This is a genomic window from Streptomyces sp. NBC_01463 (genome assembly GCA_036227345.1).
In the GTDB taxonomy this organism is placed as follows: domain Bacteria; phylum Actinomycetota; class Actinomycetes; order Streptomycetales; family Streptomycetaceae; genus Streptomyces.
In genome coordinates, this window is sequence record CP109468.1 from 4207087 (window position 1) to 4223292 (window position 16206).

General features: G+C 71.4%; 20 protein-coding genes. 5 read left to right on the forward strand and 15 right to left on the reverse strand.

Annotated elements, in window-relative coordinates:
• Positions 1-13: 13 nt before the first annotated feature.
• Positions 14-967 carry an ATP-binding cassette domain-containing protein gene (locus OG521_18550; protein WUW22687.1) on the forward strand — a complete coding sequence of 318 codons (954 nt, stop codon included), beginning with the start codon at positions 14-16 and terminating at the stop codon, positions 965-967.
• The gene (locus OG521_18555; protein ID WUW22688.1) at positions 960-1736 is read left to right on the forward strand and encodes an ABC transporter permease; all 777 of its coding nucleotides are present in this window, start codon (positions 960-962) and stop codon (positions 1734-1736) included. Before OG521_18550 ends, OG521_18555 begins: the two co-directional genes overlap by 8 nt.
• Here OG521_18555 and OG521_18560 read toward each other — a convergent pair.
• The 3 genes from OG521_18560 to OG521_18570 all read right to left on the reverse strand — a co-directional run bounded on the left by OG521_18560 (position 1717) and on the right by OG521_18570 (position 4750).
• Positions 1717-2874 carry an aminoglycoside phosphotransferase family protein gene (locus tag OG521_18560; protein WUW22689.1) on the reverse strand — a complete coding sequence of 386 codons (1158 nt, stop codon included), beginning with the start codon at positions 2872-2874 and terminating at the stop codon, positions 1717-1719. The two genes, OG521_18555 and OG521_18560, sit on opposite strands and share 20 nt — an antisense overlap.
• Positions 2875-2999: 125 nt before the next feature.
• Positions 3000-3788: an HAD family phosphatase gene (locus OG521_18565; protein ID WUW22690.1), complete on the reverse strand. Its 789-nt coding sequence runs from the start codon at positions 3786-3788 to the stop codon at positions 3000-3002.
• A 2-nt stretch (positions 3789-3790) separates the two neighbouring features.
• On the reverse strand, positions 3791-4750 hold the full coding sequence (locus OG521_18570) for a winged helix-turn-helix domain-containing protein (protein ID WUW22691.1): 960 nt from the start codon (positions 4748-4750) through the stop codon (positions 3791-3793).
• Between the two features lie 256 nt (positions 4751-5006).
• Here OG521_18570 and OG521_18575 point away from each other — a divergent pair, with 256 nt between their 5' ends.
• Positions 5007-5174 (forward strand): hypothetical protein, encoded by a 168-nt coding sequence (locus tag OG521_18575; GenBank protein WUW22692.1) that lies wholly within the window; start codon positions 5007-5009, stop codon positions 5172-5174.
• 37 nt (positions 5175-5211) lie between these two features.
• Here the strand turns inward: OG521_18575 and OG521_18580 are convergent, their stop codons facing one another.
• The 3 genes from OG521_18580 to OG521_18590 form a co-directional block, all read right to left on the reverse strand.
• Positions 5212-6465 (reverse strand): GNAT family N-acetyltransferase, encoded by a 1254-nt coding sequence (locus OG521_18580; protein WUW22693.1) that lies wholly within the window; start codon positions 6463-6465, stop codon positions 5212-5214.
• Positions 6466-6587: 122 nt separating this feature from the next.
• Complete coding sequence (locus OG521_18585) at positions 6588-7580, reverse strand: asparaginase (protein WUW22694.1); 993 nt, start codon at positions 7578-7580, stop codon at positions 6588-6590.
• A gap of 46 nt (positions 7581-7626) precedes the next feature.
• A complete protein-coding gene (locus OG521_18590; GenBank protein WUW22695.1) occupies positions 7627-8265 on the reverse strand; it encodes an ABC transporter substrate-binding protein in 639 nt (212 codons plus the stop codon).
• Between the two features lie 117 nt (positions 8266-8382).
• Here OG521_18590 and dtd point away from each other — a divergent pair, with 117 nt between their 5' ends.
• On the forward strand, positions 8383-8832 hold the full coding sequence (gene dtd, locus OG521_18595) for a D-aminoacyl-tRNA deacylase (protein ID WUW22696.1): 450 nt from the start codon (positions 8383-8385) through the stop codon (positions 8830-8832).
• A gap of 73 nt (positions 8833-8905) precedes the next feature.
• Here the strand turns inward: dtd and OG521_18600 are convergent, their stop codons facing one another.
• The 6 genes from OG521_18600 to OG521_18625 all read right to left on the reverse strand — a co-directional run bounded on the left by OG521_18600 (position 8906) and on the right by OG521_18625 (position 13756).
• Positions 8906-9871 carry a folate-binding protein gene (locus OG521_18600; GenBank protein ID WUW22697.1) on the reverse strand — a complete coding sequence of 322 codons (966 nt, stop codon included), beginning with the start codon at positions 9869-9871 and terminating at the stop codon, positions 8906-8908.
• Positions 9872-9892: 21 nt separating this feature from the next.
• Entirely contained in the window at positions 9893-10354 is a 462-nt protein-coding gene (locus OG521_18605; GenBank protein ID WUW22698.1) for a transcriptional repressor, read from the reverse strand.
• Positions 10355-10439: 85 nt separating this feature from the next.
• Positions 10440-11015, reverse strand: coding sequence for an FABP family protein (locus OG521_18610; protein ID WUW22699.1), 576 nt, complete (start codon positions 11013-11015; stop codon positions 10440-10442).
• A 262-nt stretch (positions 11016-11277) separates the two neighbouring features.
• Positions 11278-12159, reverse strand: coding sequence for a hypothetical protein (locus tag OG521_18615; GenBank protein ID WUW22700.1), 882 nt, complete (start codon positions 12157-12159; stop codon positions 11278-11280).
• On the reverse strand, positions 12156-12968 hold the full coding sequence (locus OG521_18620; protein ID WUW22701.1) for a hypothetical protein: 813 nt from the start codon (positions 12966-12968) through the stop codon (positions 12156-12158). The genes OG521_18615 and OG521_18620 overlap by 4 nt, the downstream gene beginning before the upstream one ends.
• Positions 12965-13756 (reverse strand): hypothetical protein, encoded by a 792-nt coding sequence (locus OG521_18625; GenBank protein ID WUW22702.1) that lies wholly within the window; start codon positions 13754-13756, stop codon positions 12965-12967. The genes OG521_18620 and OG521_18625 overlap by 4 nt, the downstream gene beginning before the upstream one ends.
• A gap of 298 nt (positions 13757-14054) precedes the next feature.
• Here OG521_18625 and OG521_18630 point away from each other — a divergent pair, with 298 nt between their 5' ends.
• Positions 14055-14417, forward strand: coding sequence for a DsrE family protein (locus OG521_18630; GenBank protein WUW22703.1), 363 nt, complete (start codon positions 14055-14057; stop codon positions 14415-14417).
• A 13-nt stretch (positions 14418-14430) separates the two neighbouring features.
• Here the strand turns inward: OG521_18630 and OG521_18635 are convergent, their stop codons facing one another.
• From OG521_18635 to OG521_18645, 3 genes are all read right to left on the reverse strand, one after another.
• Complete coding sequence (locus OG521_18635; GenBank protein ID WUW22704.1) at positions 14431-14763, reverse strand: DUF3099 domain-containing protein; 333 nt, start codon at positions 14761-14763, stop codon at positions 14431-14433.
• Between the two features lie 179 nt (positions 14764-14942).
• Positions 14943-15230 (reverse strand): DUF1416 domain-containing protein, encoded by a 288-nt coding sequence (locus OG521_18640; protein WUW22705.1) that lies wholly within the window; start codon positions 15228-15230, stop codon positions 14943-14945.
• A 49-nt stretch (positions 15231-15279) separates the two neighbouring features.
• Positions 15280-16125: a sulfurtransferase gene (locus tag OG521_18645; GenBank protein ID WUW22706.1), complete on the reverse strand. Its 846-nt coding sequence runs from the start codon at positions 16123-16125 to the stop codon at positions 15280-15282.
• Positions 16126-16206: the final 81 nt, after the last annotated feature.

Genomic DNA, 16206 nt, shown 5'->3' on the forward strand with positions numbered 1-16206 from the left:
AGAAGGGGAAGTCATGCCGTCGTCCGCCATGATCGAGGCCCACGGCCTCACCAAGTCGTACGGAAGATCCGCGCCACCCGTCCTGCACGGCATCGACCTACGGGTGGACCGCGCCACCGTCTTCGCCCTGCTCGGCCCCAACGGCGCGGGCAAGACCACCGTCGTCCGCATCCTGGCCACGCTCACCGCGGCCGACAGCGGCACGGCCCGTGTCGCCGGGTACGACGTCGTCGCCGACCGGAGCCGGGTCCGCCGCGCGATCAGCCTGACCGGCCAGTACGCCGCCGTCGACGAGGCCCAGACCGGCGAGGAGAACCTGCGCATGATGGCCCGGCTGGCCGGCCGCTCCCGCGCGGACGCCCGCCGCCGCGCCGCCGACCTCCTCGAACGCTTCGGCCTGACCGAGGCGGCCCGCCGCCCCGCCCGTACGTACTCCGGCGGCATGAGGCGCAGGCTCGACCTGGCGGCCGGGCTCGTCGGCAGCCCGCTGCCGGAGGTGTTCTTCCTGGACGAGCCGACGACCGGCCTCGATCCGCGCAGCCGCCAGGAACTCTGGCAGGTGGTCCGCGACCTCGCCGCCGAGGGCGCCACGGTCCTGCTCACCACCCAGTACCTGGAGGAGGCCGACCGGCTGGCCGACCGCATCGCCGTCCTGGACCACGGACGCACGGTCGCCGAGGGCACCGCCGAGACCCTCAAGTCCCGCGTCGCCGGTCACCGCCTCGACGTGGTCCTGGCCGACCGGGCGGCCTACCTCCGCCTCACCCACCGCGCGGTGCACCACGCACCCTCGACGCTCACCCTCGGCCTGCCGACCGACGGCTCGGCGGCCCATGTCCGGGCCCTGCTCGACGAGATCGACCCGGCCGGGACGGCGGTCGAACGGTTCTCCCTGCACAGCGCCACGCTCGACGACGTCTTCCTGGCCCTCACCACGACGAAGGAGACCCGGACCGCCCATGTCTGAGACCCTCACCGCGCCCCTGGCCCGCGCCGGCACCATGGCGGGCCGATCTCTGCGGATCAGCAGGCGCAACACCGACGCGCTCATCACCTCGCTGATGCTGCCGGTCCTGCTGATGCTGATCTTCGTCTACTTCTTCGGCGGCGCGATCGACACCGGCGCCCCGCACTCCTCGTACGTCACCTACGTCGTCCCCGGTGTCCTGCTCATGTGCGCGGGCTTCGGCTCCGCGAGCACCGCCGTGGCCGTCAGCGAGGACATGCAGAACGGCATCATCGACCGCTTCCGCTCCCTGGACATCGGCGGCGCCGCCATCCTGGCCGGCCATGTCGCCGCGAGCACGGCCCGCAATCTGGTCTCCACCACCGTGGTCCTGGGCGTCGCCCTCCTGATCGGCTTCCGCCCCAGCGCCACCCCCACCGGCTGGCTCACCGCACTCGCCGTCCTGACCACGTACATCGTCGCGCTGTCCTGGCTCTCCGCGGCCATCGGCCTGCTCGCCAGGACCCCCGAGGCGGCAGGCGGATTCACCTTCCTGATGTCGTTCCTCCCCTACCCGAGCAGCGCCTTCGTCCCGGTCGACTCCATGCCCACCTGGCTCCACGCCTTCGCCGACCACCAGCCGGTCACCCCGGCCATCGAGTCCCTGCGCGCCCTCCTCCTGAACCAGCCGGCCGGCAACACCCCCTGGATCGCCCTCGGCTGGGCCACGGGCCTGCTGCTGCTCGCGATCGGCCTGTCGGGGGCACTGTTCAGGGTGCGGACGCGGTGACGGCGGGCGGTCGGTCGCCGAACCACCGGACATACACGGCGGCCACCTCGTCCGCGGAGAGCTCACAGGTGAGCCCGAGGGTCCGGCGCGCGGCCCCCAGCGCCCTCTCGATCCGCCGGGCCGCCCGGGGCAGCTGCCGTCGCCGCTGCTCCTCCGTGAGCCCGCCGAGGGCCAGCGCCGCCCGGATCACATCCGTGTAGACGGACTGCGCCTGCTTGTAGGCGAGGAGCACCGGGAGGTCCGTCTCCCACCCGTCCGAGCTCCCGGGCCGGGCGTTCTCGACCGCGCGGCGCCAGATGCCGGTGATCCGCGCCCGCTGCCCGGGCGGGTAGTGCATCAGATGGAGGTGGGTGGCCAGGTCGTAGAGCGGATCACCGATCATGGCCAGCTCCCAGTCGATCGTCCACAGGTCGTCGCGGGCGTCGACGATGAAGTTCTCCCGGTGCAGATCGCCGTGGAGCAGGGCGAAGGGGCGGGACACGAGATCCCCGGCCGCCGCACGGAGACCGTCGAGGGCGCCGCCGGGTATGCCGAGGTCCCGGAAGAGCGGGTGGTAGCGCGGCAGATGCCGTTGGTAGATGTGGGCATCCGTGAAGTCGATCAGCCGGGCGAGGAAGGCGGCGGAGTCGTTCTGCCGTCCGGCGGGACGGAGCCCTGCCGCCCGGCCGGCCGACGCGACCACCGACTCGGGCCGGACGGAGACGAGTTCGCCGAACAGGGCCCCGAGCTGCCCCGCGTGACGCCCCGAAAGCGGCTGCCCGGGAGGGCATGCCTCGCCGAGCGTCCGCCCCTCGACGAAGGTGTAGAGGGAGACCCCCTCCCGCTCGATCACCACGGGGATGCGGGTGATGCTCCCCTGCAGGGCCCGTACGAGCTCCTTCTCCGAGGCGAACGCGCGCAGATCGAACCAGAACAGGCCGGCGCGCGGATCCCGGCACTTCCACCAGGTCTGCCGTCCCGAGCCGTCGGCGTCCGGAAGCGGAAAGGCGTACGTCTCATGGTGGTAGCCCTTGAGCGGGCCCACCAGGAGCCGCTCGTCGGAGACGAGCGCGGCCGCACGCCGCCGGGCCGCCGACACTTGGGCGTCCACCCGCCCGGCGGGCAGCGCCAGGTCGCCGGACAGGTGGTCCTGCGTCACCGCCGCCACCGGCCGGGGGTGACCGGCGCCGTGGGTGGCGGCGCCGGCTGCCGGCCGCGGACCGTCGGGGTACGGCGTCCCCCCGCGTTGAGACCCATACAGGGACGGTACAACTTCCCGCCGGTTCAGCGCACTTGCGCCGACAACGCCTCGGCGGCATCGGCCAGCACCGCCATGGAGCCCACGACCGTACGCGCACCGGCCGCCGTCAGGGCGTCCCGCCCCGCCCGATCCCGGTGATAGCCGATGAACGGCATGCCGATCGCACCGGCCGCCCCCAGATCGGCGGTGGAGTCGCCGATCATCACATGGCCGTCGACACCGAGACCCGTCGCGGCGACGACCCCGTTCAGCACCCAGGGATCGGGCTTCATCCGCCGGGTGTCGGCATCGCAGCGCCCGATGACCGGTGCGCCCCCGAAGTACCGGTCCAGCGAAGTGCGTTCCAGATAGCGCCGCACCGCGTCCGCATGGTTGTTGGACGCCACGGCGAGCCCTCGGCCGAGCGCGTGCCAGGCCCTGACGAGCCGGTCCGCCCCGGGGGTGGGGGTAGCGTGTTCGGCGGCCTTCAGCTCCCGGGCGGTGAGCGCGTGGCGCATCTCCACCACGATCGCGCGCGCCCGTTCCGTGGCACCCGGCCGATGCGCCAGCCGGTCGTACCGCCGGAAGACACCGTGCGGGTCCGGATTACCCCGCACCTCGTCCGGCACGGGGCCGTGCTGCGCGGCGATGCCGATGAGCTCGTCGGCGATCAGGTGCGCCTCGCTGTCCCCGCTCCCCTGCTCGCTGACGAAGAGCCGGACCATGGGCCCGTCGAAGTCCCAGACGAGGCACTGGGCACGGGCGAGCAGATTCCGCGCACGCCGGACGGCCTGGGCCTCGTCACGTACAGGGGCAGCAACTGGGGACAGCACGATCAGAGATCCACCCTCGTGGCCTGGTGATTCCAGTACGAATCGAAGAACGCCTGGCACTCCTGCACGATGTCGCGCTGTCCGCTCCCGGCGGTCTTCGCCGTCGCCGCGACACGGTACGGAAAGAGGGTGGCTCCCGTGCCGTACGCGTCGTATATCCGGACCTCCTCACGTCCCGGAGGGAGCGGGATGCTGCCCACATCCACGACGTAGAAGCCCTGCAGCGCCAGGCTGCGGTTCAGAATGTACAACTTCATCTGGGGCGAGCACGGCACCACTCGCACCTCGACGTCCACTTCCGGCGCGGGGTCGCAGCGCTGGAGCTCGAACAACGCCTCCTGGAACATCGTCGCGTGGCTCTGCAGGATCGACTTCAACCGCTGCCGCACGCGGGGGTCGTCCTCGCCGTCGACCCTGCGGGGAATGGTCAGCATCGGGGAGTCGCAGTCCGGAAGCATCAGCCGGGCCTTGATGCTGCGGGGCGGCGGGATGTTCTCCTGGATGAACCGGTCCTTCAGGTCCGACACCCGCTTGGCCAGCGTCTCCGTGGTCATCGAGAAGACATCGAGCGTCACCTCGGACGCCTCGAACGCCTCGGCCAGATACGGTCCGAGCTTCACGGGCTTGACGCCCTCGGCCATCACGGCCCAGGGACCGCCCGGCCCCCCGGCGCCCTCACCGGCACGGGCCCCCTGCGACGCCGCACGCCCGTCACCATGCGGTCCGCCGCGGACGAAGGTGCCACTGCCCTGCCGGGTGACGATCAGGCCCTCGCCGCGCAAGCGCTTCAGCGCCTCGTTGATCGTGGCGGGCGAGACGTCGAACCGCTCGGCGAGCTGGGCGCGCGTGGGCAGACGGTCGCCCGGCCCCCACTCCTCGCCGCTGATGCCCTGACGCAGCTCGTCGGCGACGCGCTGATAGATGAAGTCACCTTCAGCCAAGTCATGCTCACGATTCGTCACATCACAACCATACAACTGGTCGCCAGACAGGGAGACTTCGGGTGAGCAACCATGAAAATCACATGACCATCACGACAACCAACCAATCCAGGCAACCATACAAGTTTACGACTACTCATTCGTAGGGAAACCTACAGTCAAGCCAACCAGTCAAATCTAAGAGGTTAATCGGTTGTTCTAGGTACACAGGCAGCGTCCTCTCGACACAACGGAGTGCGAGCATCGACGCCCCTTCACCGCCGGAGGAGTGATCGTCATGCCATTCGTCACGCTGGGCATCGAGCAGATCGTGCAGTGGAAGTACGGGCTGATGGGGACGGTGGGCTTCGCCCTGCTGTCCTTCGGCCTCAAGGCGGGAAGCCCCAACTGCGCCTGTGCGGGGGCCCTGATCCTGGCCCTGCTCCTGGTCCCGACCGACTCCTGACCCGCGCTCGCACGGTCAGGCACCGCCCCCCGCCGCCCTAGAACACATCCGGGCACCAGGCCCGCCGCCCCGCCCTCAGCACCCCGTCCGCGCGAGCCGCGGCGCCCGGGGTCAGCTCCTCGATGCGGCCCAGGGCCGCCAGCCGCAGGGGCGACTCGTCGCCGAGGTACAGCGTGCCCAGCTCCCGTACGTCCATCGCCAGATCGGCCGACCGCGTCGTCGGGGTGCACGTCGCGCCCTCGCGCGTGGCATCCAGGTGGAAGCGGCCCGCGGTGAGGCCCGTCGAGTCGTGGATGTCCAGGACGAGCGAGCCGGGGACCGCGTAGGTACGGGCCTCCAGGGCGCGTACGACGTCGAGGACGCGGACCCACATGAAGTCGGCGTGCGTCACCACGCGGGCCGCGCGCGGGTCCGGGAGGAGGAGCGGGAGCAGGTCGTCGGGGGCGCGGTGGCCGGTGCGGATCGTGGAGATCCAGTCGATGGAGCACAGGAAGTGCCACAGTGCCCGCTCCGCCGCCGGGGTCACCGCGATCAGGCTGCGCACCGTCGCCCGGTTCAGCGGCTGCTTGGCGTCGCCCCAGTTGTCGTCGGAGCGGTAGACCAGCAGGCCGTCGACGGTGCCATCGGCCCCGCGGTAGACGGCGTAGAACGGCTCGGTCCAGGTGTCGTGCGGGAAGAGCACCTCACCGGTGACGAGGTCCCACCAGCGTTCGCCGCGGCTCACCGCCCCGTGCTGCCGGGCCCGCAGCCGGTCGTGGAGCACCGGCCCCAGCTTGCGGACCTCCGCGCCGTCGACCAGGTCGATCCGGCCGCCGTCCTCGGCCGACGGGACCCTGCGGTGCGGGTCGAGGCCCGTCCGGGGGACGTCGACCTCCCACTCGGTGGTCCACGCCGCCGGGCCGAAGCCGTACCGCCCGTAGATCGGGTACTCGGCGGCGATCAGCGTGGCCGCCACATCGCCGCGCTCCTTCGCCGCCGCCAGGTCCGTCGCCATCATCCGCGAGAGCAGCCCGCGGCGGCGGTGCGTGGGCGTCACCGTGACGTTGGTGACCGCGTCCGTCGGCACCGTGGCACCGCCGACGACCGTCATCTCCTGCGCGAACGAACGGAACGTCGCCACGCACCGCCCCTCGTCGAACACCCCTTGCATGCGTGCCAGGTCCAGGTACGGCAACCGGCCTGCCACCTCCTCGTCCGACGGTGTCGGCGCCCGCAGGAAACCGGTGTTCAGAGCGCGGAGCCAGTCGTGGAGCTCGGATTCGGCGACGGTACGGACATCGAGGCTGGTCATACGCCCCACGCTAGATTCGGAGGGTCCGGATGTCGCCCGGTTTTCGGCCGGGTGGTACGGGGACGGGCACGGGCAGCAAACCGGGCACGGCCGGGCTGCCCGGTCAGCGGGTCAGCGGCGGATCAGAACGCCGCCCTGATCTGCCCGACCTCCGCGCTGCCGCCCAGCAGCGGTGCCCGGCCGATCCGCGACACCACCGGCGCGTCCACGCCCAGCAGGCCCAGCGCCCGGGCCAGCACCGGACCCAGTGCCCGGGTCGAACCGTCGTCGATCTTGAAGGCCAGTGCCCGGCCGTCCGCCAGCGCCACCGCCTGGACCGCCTCCGCCCCCATCTTGGACAGCGTGCCCGGCACCTCCCGCATCAGCCAGGTGTCGGGCCGCCGGGTGCCGGCCACGTACTCGGGATGGGCGCGCATCGCGTCCGCCACCCGGCGCTCGGCCGTGCCCTGCTCCGCCGTGACGAACGTACGGAACGCCCGCGCGAGACCCACCAGCGAGATCGCCATCAGCGGCGCCCCGCAGCCGTCCGTGCCGACCGCCGCGACCGGCTCGCCCGCCGCCTCCTCCACGACCCGGTGGACCAGCTGCTGGAGCGGGTGGGCCGGGTCGAGGTAGGTGGCCGGGTCCCAGCCGTTGTGCAGGCACACCGCGAGCATCGCCGCGTGCTTGCCGGAGCAGTTCATCGTGATCCGCTCCCGGACGTGGCCCGCGGCGAGGTACGTCTCCGCCTCGACCGGGTCCAGCGGCAGATCCGGCGGGGTCTGCAGATCGTCGGGCGACAGCCCGTGCTCGGTGAGCATCTTGCGTACGAGATCGAGGTGGAAGCCCTCGCCCGAATGGCTCGCGGCAGCCAGTGCCAGCCGCTCCCCGGACAGGTCGAGACCGGCCCGCAGCACCGCCGCGGCCTGCATCGGCTTGTTGGAGGAACGCGGGAAGACCGGGGCCGCCGGATCGCCCAGGGACAGTTCCACGCTGCCGTCGGCGGCCAGGACCACCAGGGAGCCCCGGTGACGGCCCTCCACGAAACCGGACCGGACGACCTCGGCCAGCACGGGCAGGGCGGGAGCCGGGCCGGATATGCCGGACGGGGGCGACGGGACTGCGCTGGAGGTCATGGTGGCCTTCCGGGGACGGGCGGGACCCGCCTCCGGAAGGATCGCTTCAGGCGAGCAGGTCGTCTACTTGTGCTTCCCCGTCACGGTACCTGCGGGCGATCTCCGCACTGCAATCGTCCGCGGTGCGCTGGAGCCGTGCCCGGCGCCGGGAGACCTGCTGTTCGTAGCGGACCAGGCGCCCCATGGCGGTGTGCAGCTCTTCGTCCGTCCGGGCGTCGAGGTCGGAGAGTTCGACCTCGGCGAGCGTCTCGGCCGCCAGCTTCCGGTACTCGTCGCTGCGCGGCGTGCTCAGCGTGACGTGCCGGGCGGAGGAGCGGTGCAGCGACGGGGTGTCGGCGAGGATCTCCGAGAGCCGGTCCACCACCGGCGACTCGGGGTCCCGGCGCCGGGCCAGCTCGGCCCGCAGGATGTCGACGCGCCCCTGGACGAGCCGCCGCACATAGCTGAGATCGGCCTCGTCACGCTGCGAGTCGCGCCGCAGCGCACGCAGCTCCGGCAGCCGCAGCGCGCCCAGATCGGGCGCGGCCGCCCCCGCGGACCCGTCCTCGGAGCCGTGCCCGGTCCGCTGAACAGGTGGCCGCATGGTGCTCGTACTCGCAGCCGTACTCGTACTGACACTGCTGTTGACGCCGGGGCGCGCGACCGGCACTGCGCCCGGGGGCTGCCCGGTTCCATGCGTGCTCATGTTTGTGTCCATCCCCTCGACCGGTGCGTCGGCACACCGCCTCTTGTGCATGGTGCCACTCCGAGGGGGCCCGTGGAGTTGCTCTGTACCCGTTCAGCCCAAGATAGGTTGGTCTGTATGCGTGCAGTGGTACAGAGGGTGGACGGGGCGAGCGTCACGGTGGCCGGCGCCGGGGGCGAGGACGGCGGTCGCGAGGTCGTCGGCGAAATCGTCGGCGAGGGGCTGTGTGTGCTGGTGGGAGTCACCCACGGCGACACCGCGGAGAAGGCGGCGCAGCTCGCCCGCAAGCTCTGGTCGGTCCGCATCCTGGAGGGCGAGAAGTCCTGCTCCGATGTGAATGCGCCACTTCTGGTGATTTCGCAGTTCACTCTCTACGGGGACGCCCGCAAGGGCCGCAGGCCCACGTGGAACGCAGCGGCGCCCGGCGAGATCGCCGAACCGCTGGTCGACGAGGTCGTGGCGCAGCTGCGGGCGCTGGGCGCGCACGTGGAGACGGGCCGGTTCGGAGCGGACATGCGGGTCTCGCTCACGAACCACGGCCCGTTCACCGTCATCGTCGAGGTCTGAGCCGAGGTCATCGTCGAGGTCTGGGCCAAGGCCTGAACCGAGGTCCGAAACGGCCTCGGGGCGGAACCGGGCCCTACGGCTCGACGACCGTCTCCTGGGCCGCCGCCGTGTCCCCCGCCAGCAGCTCCGCGTCCACCGCCACGTTCCGCTTCACCAGGGCCAGGGCGATCGGCCCCAGCTCGTGGTGGCGGGCGGAGCTGGTGATGAAGCCCAGCTGACGGCCCTCGGCCCCGTCCGCGGCGAGCCGCACCGGGGTGCCGTGCCCGGGCAGCAGCACCTCGCTGCCGTCCAGGTGCAGGAAGACCAGGCGCCGCGGCGGCTTGCCGAGGTTCTGCACCCGGGCCACGGTCTCCTGGCCCCGGTAGCAGCCCTTCTGGAGGTGGACGGCGCTGCCGATCAGGCCCAGCTCGTGCGGAATCGTGCGGTGGTCGGTCTCGAAACCGAGCCGCGGACGGTGGCCCTCGACGCGCAGCGCCTCGTGGGCCAGCACCCCGGCGGCCGGGCCGTGCGCCGCCGCGTACGCCTCCAGGTCCGCGCGCGGCAGGAACAGGTCACGGCCGTACGGCGTCTCGCGTACGGCGGCACCCTCCGGCACCTCGGCGATGGAACCGGCCGGCAGGTACACGACCGCGAAGTCCTCGGTGCGGTCGGCGACCTCGACGCGGTAGAAGAACTTCATCGACTCCAGATAGGCGATCAGCTCACCCTGGGTGCCCGGCTCGACGTGCATCCACACGGTCTCGCCGTCGTCGACGAGGTACATGGCGTGCTCGATGTGCCCGTTCGCCGTGAGGATCAGGGAATCGGTGGCCTGGCCGGGCGCGAGGTCGGTGACGTGCTGCGTGATCAGCAGGTGCAGCCAGGCCAGCCGGTCGCTCCCGGTGACGGTCACGACTCCGCGGTGCGAGAGGTCGACCAGTCCGGAACCATCGGCGAGGGCGCGCTGCTCGCGGAACAGGTCGCCGTAGTGCGCGGCGACGCCTTCGTCGCGCCCCTCGGCGGGGACGGCGCCGGGCAGGGACAGCAGGGGGCTCTTCATGCGACCAGCGTACGACTCGATCTAGGGCGCGGTACCGGGTGTCGCCTCCTGGGCGGCCGCGGCCGCCTTCGCCGTGCAGTCCGCACAGCGGCCGAAGATCGCGAAGTGCTTCATGTCCGTCTCGAAACCGAACGTGCCCCGAAGCTTCTCGGTGAACTCGGCGACGACGTCGACATCGGCCTCGATGACGTTCGTGCAGTCCCGGCAGACCAGATGGATGTGGTGATGGCGGTCGGCCAGGTGGTACGTCGGGGCGCCGTGGCCCAGATGGGCGTGGCTGACCAGATCCAGCTCCTCCAGGAGCTCCAGGGTCCGGTACACGGTGGAGATGTTCACGCCGGACGCGGTCCGCCGCACCTCCGACAGGATGTCGTCGGGCGTCGCGTGTTCCAGCGTGTCGACGGCTTCCAGGACAAGCTGCCGCTGCGGCGTCAGCCGGTAGCCGCGCTGCCGAAGATCGGTCTTCCAGTCGGTGCTCACCACAGGCTCCAGTGTAGGTCCGGGTGACCGCCCGGCCCGGGCTGTCCGCAGGAACGGCCGCGCGGGCGGGCGGAACGGGCCGCGCCGGCTACTTGAAGAACGCGATGCCGTCGTCCGGCAGGTCGTCACCGAGGCTCTTCGCCATCGCCTCGACCTCTTCCGGGGTGACGACCTTCTTCAGGTGCGCCGACATGTACGGCCGCAGCTCGACCTCGGGGGTGGCCTTCTCGCCGACCCACATGAGGTCGCTCTTCACATAGCCGTAGAGCCGCTTGCCACCGCTGTACGGGCCGGAGGCCGCGGTCCGGGCCACCGCGTCGGTGACCAGGTCGATCTGCGGCTTCTGGTCGGCCAGCTCGCCGTACCAGATCTCGATGACGCCCTGGTCGCGGGCCATGACGACCTCGACCTTGCGGTCCTTGTCGATGCGCCAGTAGCCGGACTCGGACTCCAGCGCGCTGACCTTGTTCCCCTCGGCGTCGAGGACCCAGGTGTGCGAGACGTACTCCAGGAAGTCCCGGCCGTCGTGGCTGAAGGAGACCTCCTGGCCGAAGTTGCACTTCTCGGCGCCGGGGAAGTCGGACACGCCCGCGCCCGCCCAGTTGCCCAGGAGGAAGGCCAGCGGGACGAGGTCCGGGTGAAGGTCGGACGGGATCTCGATCATGAGCGGCTCAGTCGATCTGTGAGGCGGGAGGCGGGGACGCCGGGAACGGGAGGAAGGGGTTAGCGCTGACCCTGGTACAGCTTCTTCACGGTCACGCCGGCGAAGGCGAGAACGCCGAGGCAGACCAGGACCAGCAGGGCGGAGAAGAATGCCTCAAGCACGGGAGCTCCTTGAACGAGCGGTATGGCGGCAGTACAGGGCCGGGCCCCAGCCTAATGGGTGGGGGCCCGGCCCGTCGGTTCGGGGTTTGCCGCGGGGCGGCTCAGCCCAGCAGCTGGTTCTGAAGGATCAGGGTCTGGTGGAAGGGGACGCGCGGCGTCCCCCCGCCCCCCTTCCGGGACTGGACGACCAGGGCGACGGTGTCGCCGGCGACCAGATAACCCTGCCGGGCCTGCGCGGCCCCGAAGGGCTTCTGCTCGCTGAACACGTACGACGACGTGTTCACCACTCTTCCCCCGCCCGCCCACGACTCGTCGAGGGCCATCTCGGCCGCACCGGCCAGCGGATCGCCGGCCGAGGACCCGATGGAGCGCTCGTCGCGGTACGCGTCCGCGTCGGCCGTCGAGTTGAACTGGAGCAGGTAGATCCGGCTCGACGTGCCGTCCGGCATGGTCCAGCCGCGGGCAGCGATATGCCGCAGGGCCGCGTCCCGCAGGGTGACGCCCAGGCCGGCGCGGGCTTCCTTGTCGTACTCGGAGACGAACTGCTGCGTGGAGACCCAGCCGCCCGTCAGCTTCTTGTCCGCCGTTGCTCCGGCCGGGGCCGGGAGCAGCAGCTTGCGCAGGTCGGCGTGGTGGACCTCGGCCGTGTTGCCCTCGTGGAAGGGGCGCGGCGCGCCCGCCGGGAGGGCGGGCAGGCTCAGCCGGGGGTACTCCCAGCGTCCGTCACCCTCGGTGGCCAGCCCCGGCACCTCGGTGCGCTCCATCGAGGTGATGCCGTACGCCGTGCCGGCGCCGACTCCGCCGAGCACCAGGACGGCGGCGGTCCACCGGGCCACGGCCCGCAGGACCCGCCGCGGCGGCCGGGGTGCGGCGGGCGGCGGGGGCAGGGGCGGCAGCAGCGGCATGGGCGGGAGCTGCGCGGGTGCGGGCTCGGTGACCGGTGCGGTGTCGGTGGCGGCCGGCGCGGCCGTCTGCTCGGTCATACGTACTCCCCCGGGGACGTGATGTGGTCGAGCTGGTCCTTCACCAGTTCGGCGACGGCCGACTTGTCGAAGGGCTTGGTCCCGGACGCGTTGAAGGTGAGCACCAGCTCGCCGTCGTAGGCCGTGCAGAACATCCCCTCGATCGTCTGCTTGCTGCTCTTCGGGTCCAGGAAGCACGTGGCGTTCTTCTTGTGACCGCTGATCGCCGGGCCGTCCCGGAAGACGCCGATGCTGTCGAAGAGCTCCGACTTGAACGTGTAGAGGTCCCGGACGGCCTTCTTGTCCTTCATCCGCACCAGTTGGGTGTCGACGGTCAGGTCGTTGGCGTCCGAGGCGTACGTACGGATCGCGAGGCCCTGCACATGCAGCTTGTCGATCCGCTTCTCGAACTCCCGGCGCTGCTTGCCCGACAGACCGCGGCTGGCGTCCTTCATCTGGGCGGTCGCCGCGCGGCCGCTGAGCTCGGTGTCGTTCCCGTACGTCCCGGAGTCCGGACCGAGCCGGAAGCCGGAGGGAACGGGCAGCAGCAGCCTGCTCAGCTCGGTGGAGGCCCGGCCCCGGGCGACGTCGCCGGCCGGGTCCTTGCCCGGTCCGTGCGCGGGCTTCCGCCAGAGGGCCGTGCTGACCGTACGGTCGGCTCCGTCGACCGTGACCTTCGTGTACGCGGCCGCGCCGGCGACGGCGGCGAGCACCAGCACGACGGGGACGGTCGCCAGGACGACCCGGCGGGCCCGGCCCTTACGGGCGGGCTCCGGAGCGGTTCCGGGCGCGGGCCCGGCAGGGGCCGGCGGGGTCACGTCGTCGTTCACAGGCGCTCCAGCTGTCGCTCGGCCAGCGTCCGGATGTCCTTCTTGCTGATCGACTCGGTGTCGTAGATGTTGATGTCGACCATCACGTCGCCCCGGTGGAAGACCGCTCTGGCGTGGTGCAGCGGCATGTAGCCGGCTTTCCGTTCGGCCGGAAAGACGTAGTAGCGGCCCGTGCCGCTGCCCTTGAGCGCGGAGCCCTCGTTGCCCGCGCCGTGGTCGGAGTCGGGCATGTACGCGCGCTGGCCCTCCGCGTGCTCGGCCGCCGCGGCGCCCGAGCGGAACTGCACCAGCCAGACCGCGGCCGTGCGGTACCGGCCCTTCTTCCAGGCCTTGGCCGCGACCCGGCGGATGTCCGACTCCAGGAGGTTGGTGTACATGAAGTCCTCGTCCTCGAAGTCGAGTGCGTAGTCCTCCACCCCCATCCACCCGTCCGGCGCGAACATGTCCAGTTCCTTGTCGTCCTCCCAGCCCGCGGGCCGGGGAGCGATCAGCTTGCGCAGATCACCGTCCGTACGGACCCGGCGGTCCTGCGACGCGGGGAGCGGGGCCGGCGCCTGGCCGGCGGGCAGTGCCTTGGCCGGGTAGGCGAGGCCTGGCTGCGAGAGCGCGGTCAGCGGGGTCGGTTCGCGCCGGGCCTGCACGCCGTAGCCGACGGCGGTGCCGGCCGCGATGCCGAGCACCACGGCGGCGGCGATGATCAGGGTGGTGCGGCCGCGCGGGCGCCGCTTCGCCGCGACGGGCCGCGGACCGGACGGCTCCTCGGCCGGAGCCTCGGGAAGCGGCGTCACCGCTGCGGGTGCGACTGCCGGTGCGGGTGCGGGTGCGACTGCCGGTGCGGCTGCCGGTGCGGCTGCCGGTGCGGCCGGCTGTACGACGCCCGCCGCTTGCGGAGCAGATGCTTCCGGTACTGCCGGGTCCACCGCTCCCACCTGGTCGGACGGCTCGGCCGGTCCGTCAGGAATGGTGTCTTTCGGATTCAAAAGGGGTCCCCCCACGAGACCTGAGGCGCGGATTCCGTTATCCGCGCACCCACCTGACCCCCAAGGCGCCAACGAGGTTGCACGGCCGAGGATTACAGTTCGGCATATGCCGAAGAAGCTCGTGATCAAGGTGACCGCAGGTGCCGACTCCGCAGAGCGCTGTTCGCAGGCGTTCACCGTCGCGGCGGTCGCCGTCGCCAGCGGCGTGGAGGTCTCGCTCTGGCTGACCGGGGAGTCCGCCTGGTTCGCCCTGCCGGGGCGTGCCGCCGAGTTCGAACTCCCGCACGCGGCCCCGCTGCCGGATCTGATCGAGTCGATCCAGGCGGGCGGCCTGATCACCCTCTGCACCCAGTGCGCGGCCCGCCGCGACATCACCGAGCAGGACGTCCTGGAGGGCGTACGGATCGCCGGCGCCCAGGTCTTCGTCAGCGAGGTCATGGCCGACGGCGTCCAGGCCCTCGTCTACTGACGGGGCCGGTCGCTCACTGGCGGCGCTTCTTGCCGTCGAGCTCGTCCCACCACGCGTCCGACTCCGGATCGCCGGTGGGACCCTTCGGCGGGGGGCCGCCCCTGCCGGAGCGGGGCGGGCCCGCGGGCCGGGGCCGGGACCCCGGGGCGGGGTCGTCCCACCAGCGGTCCTCCGGGCCCTTCCGGTTCGCGACCATCGCCGCGACGGGCGGGATCACCATCGCGACCACGCACATCACGATGGCGGCTGGCATCGACCAGAGCCTCACGAAGGCCCAGGCCGAGACGAAGAGGACGAGACATCCGCCCATCATCAGGAAGTAGGCGCGCCGGCGTCGGCGGTACATGAATCCAGCGTAGGCCCGATTCGCCCACCCGGCCGGTCCTGGACCGCGCCGGCTTGCGCCCGGACGGCACGAAGGGCCGTACCCCGGTTTCAGGAAGGCGTCCAACCCCCTGGGGTACGGCCCTTCGGCCGGTCGTCGGCAGAGCCGCGACTACCGCTGCCGCATGTGCGGAAGAGGCACTAGACGGCGATGGCCACCTCGGAGAGGCCGCCCGTCTGCGCCACGACCGTACGGTCGGCGCTGCCGCCCGGAACCAGGGCGCGCAGCGTCCAGGTGCCCTCGGCCGCGTAGAAGCGGAACTGTCCGGTCGCCGAGGTCGGGACCTCGGCGGTGAACTCGCCGGTCGAGTCCAGCAGGCGCACGTAGCCGGTGACGGGCTCGCCGTCGCGGGTCACGCTGCCCTGGATGGTGGTCTCACCGGGCTTGATCGTCGAAGCGTCGGGGCCGCCGGCCTTTGCTCCACACATGGCGTTCTGTCCTTCTGGTCGGGGGTCGTGCTGGTCCAGGTCGTACGGGTTACTTGTTGGCGCCGAGCTCGATCGGCACGCCCACGAGGGAGCCGTACTCGGTCCACGACCCGTCGTAGTTCTTGACGTTCTCCTGGCCGAGCAGCTGGTGCAGCACGAACCAGGTGAGCGCGGAGCGCTCACCGATGCGGCAGTAGGCGATGGTGTCCTTCGCCAGGTCGACCTGCTCGTCCTCGTAGAGGGCCTTGAGCTCGTCGTCCGACTTGAAGGTGCCGTCGTCGTTGGCGTTCTTCGACCACGGGATGTTGCGGGCGCTCGGCACGTGGCCGGGGCGCTGCGACTGCTCCTGCGGGAGGTGGGCCGGGGCGAGCAGCTTGCCGCTGAACTCGTCGGGCGACCGCACGTCGACCAGGTTCTGGGTGCCGATGGCCTTCACGACGTCGTCGCGGTAGGCGCGGATCGACTCGTCCTGCGGCTGGGCCTTGTACTGGGTGGCCGGGCGGGACGGGATCTGGTCGCCGTCGACCAGGTCGCGGGAGTCGAGCTCCCACTTCTTGCGGCCGCCGTCGAGCAGGCGGACGTCCTGGTGACCGTAGAGCTTGAAGTACCAGAACGCGTAGGACGCGAACCAGTTGTTGTTGCCGCCGTACAGGACGACCGTGGTGTCGTTGCCGATGCCCTTGCCGGACAGCAGCTCCTCGAAGCCGGCCTGGTCGATGAAGTCGCGGCGGACCGGGTCCTGGAGGTCCTTGGTCCAGTCGATCCGGATCGCGTTCTTGATGTGGTTCTTCTCGTACGCCGAGGTGTCCTCGTCGACCTCGACGATGGCAACCTTCGGGTCGTCGATGTGGGCCTCGACCCAGTCGGCGTCTACCAGGACGTCACTGCGGCTCATTCTGTTCTCCTCCGGGGCAGTCTGCGGCGAGATGATGCGAGTTGGTGCGTGATGGTGCGCGGTCCGGATGTGCGCGGCGCG